Annotated in this window: 3 protein-coding genes and 1 tRNA gene; 3 read left to right on the top strand and 1 reads right to left on the bottom strand. The window is 66.0% G+C overall.

All coding sequences use genetic code 11. The features are described from left to right. The 3 genes from VGH54_RS24185 to VGH54_RS24175 all read left to right on the top strand — a co-directional run. Positions 1 to 834 (top strand): MFS transporter (locus tag VGH54_RS24185; protein ID WP_331514657.1); only part of this gene is annotated, 834 nt, incomplete at its 5' end. An 8-nt stretch (positions 835 to 842) separates the two neighbouring features. Continuing rightward, positions 843 to 2,093: an FAD-binding oxidoreductase gene (locus tag VGH54_RS24180; RefSeq protein WP_331514656.1), complete on the top strand. Its 1,251-nt coding sequence runs from the start codon at positions 843 to 845 to the stop codon at positions 2,091 to 2,093. 76 nt (positions 2,094 to 2,169) lie between these two features. Then, positions 2,170 to 2,242 (top strand) — tRNA-Ala (locus VGH54_RS24175). Positions 2,243 to 2,301: 59 nt separating this feature from the next. Here the strand turns inward: VGH54_RS24175 and VGH54_RS24170 are convergent. Next, positions 2,302 to 2,913 (bottom strand): KUP/HAK/KT family potassium transporter (locus VGH54_RS24170; protein ID WP_331514655.1); only part of this gene is annotated, 612 nt, incomplete at its 5' end.

Here is a 2,913-nt window from a genome sequence, read left to right as displayed (position 1 = left end):
CGGGTCGCGGGGCTGTTCGTGAGCTCGTTTCTCATCGGCTCAGTCGCGGGACCGCTGGTGGGCAGTCTTACCGCTGGTTTGGGGCTCAAAGCACCGTTTCTCATCTACGGGGTTTCGGTGCTGATCACCGCGATCGTGGTGTCCTACAGCTTGCGCCGCTCGACGCTGGGCGCGCCCGCCGAGCATGCCGAGCCGGCGGTGACGGTGCGTACCGCGCTTCGGCAGCGCGCGTACCGCGCGTCGCTGGTGTCAAACTTCGCGACAGGGTGGGCGGTGTTCGGATTGCGAATGGCCATCGTGCCGCTCTTCGTCTCCGACGTGTTGGCCCGCGGGCCCCGAATGACGGGTCTGGTGTTGGGGATGTTCGCGCTCGGCAACCTGCTCGTGGTGTCGCCCAGCGGCTATCTGTCCGACCGGATCGGCCGACGCGGCCTGGTGATCGGCGGGCTCCTCGCCTCCGGAGTGGCGACCATCTGGTTGGGGGCGTCGTCGTCAGTGCCCGTCTTCCTGGTCGCGGCGTGCGTGGCCGGTGCGACCTCGGGCGTGTACTCCTCGCCGCAGCAGGCCGCGATCGCCGACATCCTGGGCAGCACCGCGCGCACAGGCACCGCGGTGTCGACCTTTCAGATGATGGTTGATCTGGGCGCTATCGTCGGCTCGTTGTCGGTGGCTCAAATCGCTGAACACCTCAGCTATGGATGGGGATTCGCGGTCAGCGGGGTCGTGCTGCTGGCCGCCGGGGTGGGTTGGATGTTCGCACCGGAAACGCGAGTGGAGGGTCACACGCCGCCACCCAGTGAATGGGAGACCGGGACCGCGTCGGAACTGGCCTGAGGTTCTCGATGGCTGACATCCACCGAATCCGGCCGCGATCCGCGATCGTGGTGGGCGCCGGCATTGTCGGGTTGTCGACCGCGTGGTTTCTGCAAGAGCACGGGGTCTCGGTGACCGTGGTCGACCGCGTCGGCGTCGCGGCGGGCGCCTCCTGGGGCAACGCCGGATGGATCGCGCCGGCACTGAGCGTCCCGCTCAACGACCCGCGAACATTGCGATACGTGTTGCGATCATTGCCGAATCGCGTTGCGCCGGTGCGGATTCCCCTGAGCGCCGATCCGACGCTGTGGAGATTCTTGCTGCGGTTCGCCGCAAACTGCCGGGAGTCGTCATGGACGAGCGCAGTGCGGGCGAACCAGACGCTCAACAACGAGTGCATGGCGGCTTACGACGAGCTGGTCGCCAATGGGGTGGACGCGCCGGTGTGCGACGCGCCGATCACCGCGTTGTTCCGCAGTTCGGCAGCGGCCGAACACCTGCTGGAGCAGCTGCAACGCTTACACGACGCCGGACAGCCGAGTTCCACCACGGAATTGACCGCCGCGGAGTTGAGCGAGCAGGTGCCGCTGGCGTCGGGCGAAGTGGCCGTCGGCGTCCGCATCAACGGTCAGCGATTCGTCGATCCCGGCCGGTTCGTGCACGCGCTGGCGAGCTCAGTCGTCGAACGCGGCGGGGTGGTGGAGATCCTGGATGTGAGCGACGTGCGGGTTTCGGGGGACGGCGTCGTCGTGCAACCCGTTGATGATCCTGTGCTGACGGCCGACGTGGCGGTGATTGCGACCGGCGCGTGGTTGCCGAAACTGGTCCGGCGCTGGGTTCGGGTTCCGGTGCAAGCCGGCCGCGGCTACTCCTTCACGGTGCCGGTGGAACGTCAGGTTTTCGGGCCGATCTATTTGCCGGATGTGCGGGTGGCGTGCACGCCGTTGAAAGGAAAGCTGCGGGTTACCAGCATGATGGAGTTGCGACGCCCCGATGCCCCCGTGTCAGCGGGCGTCGTCGACGCGATTGTCGATGCGGCGGGTGGGTTCTTCGACGGGGTTCGCTGGGCGGAGCGCGACGAGATCTGGGTTGGCCCGCGCCCGTTGAGTCCCGACGGGCGTCCGCTGGTTGGACCGGTGCTGGAGAATCGGATCTTCGTCGCGGGCGGGCACGGCATGTGGGGCATGAAGCAGGGCCCGGCGACCGGTCGCCTATTGGCCGGGCAGATCACAACCGGCAACCAGCCGCCGGGCCTACGCGAATTCGACCCGCTGCGCTAACGCGATCCCGCAGCCGCGTGACCTGCGACTTTGAACGCTGGGTGGCCGTGGTGTAGCTTCGATGGGCACGACATCTGGGGCTATGGCGCAGCTGGTAGCGCACCACACTGGCAGTGTGGGGGTCAGGGGTTCGAGTCCCCTTAGCTCCACTCAGAAATCGCAGGTCACTCGCTCCCCGTCACCACGGATCGGTTGTGAGGGGACGTAGCTAGATCTCAATCCGTGAACCCATGACCACCGTGCGGTCGGGAGGCAGACCGAAGTAGTTGGCGGCGTCGGCGGTGATGTGGGACGTCGCGATGAACAGCTGCTTGCGCCAGTGCGCCATGTTCTTTGCCGTACCCATGGTCAGTTCGATGTCGGACAAAAAATAGGAAGCGCCGTCGACATCGATCCGGCCTTCAGTCTGCTTCTTCTTGAGAAGTCGAAGGACGCCGAGGACATCGGGCGCTTCCATGTACCCGAAGTACGCGGTGACGTGAACGATCCCGTCATCGCCATAGCCGAGGTCGTCGATTTCCGTTCGCTCCGATGCGGGTACGCGTGGGACCGGCAGGGTATCGATCGCCATGACTATCACGTGTTCGTGGAGCACGTGATTGTGCTCGCAGTTGGCCCGCATCGCCAGGGGCGTGGTCTCTTTTCCGCGGTTAAGGAACACCGCCGTGCCCTTGGTGCGCGTTAACGGCGGCTGAGCGTGGGCCAGCCGATCGACGAACGGACGAAGCGGTCCCTCGGCTTGCGTCCGTGCTCGGGTGACGATTTCCTGTCCGCGTTGCCACGTGGACAGCACGGTGAACGCAACCACGGCGATGAGCAG

The sequence above is a fragment of the Mycobacterium sp. genome, from assembly GCF_036488105.1.
In the GTDB taxonomy this organism is placed as follows: domain Bacteria; phylum Actinomycetota; class Actinomycetes; order Mycobacteriales; family Mycobacteriaceae; genus Mycobacterium.
Note: the sequence above shows the minus strand (reverse complement) of the source record. Positions and strands in the feature narration are given on the sequence as shown.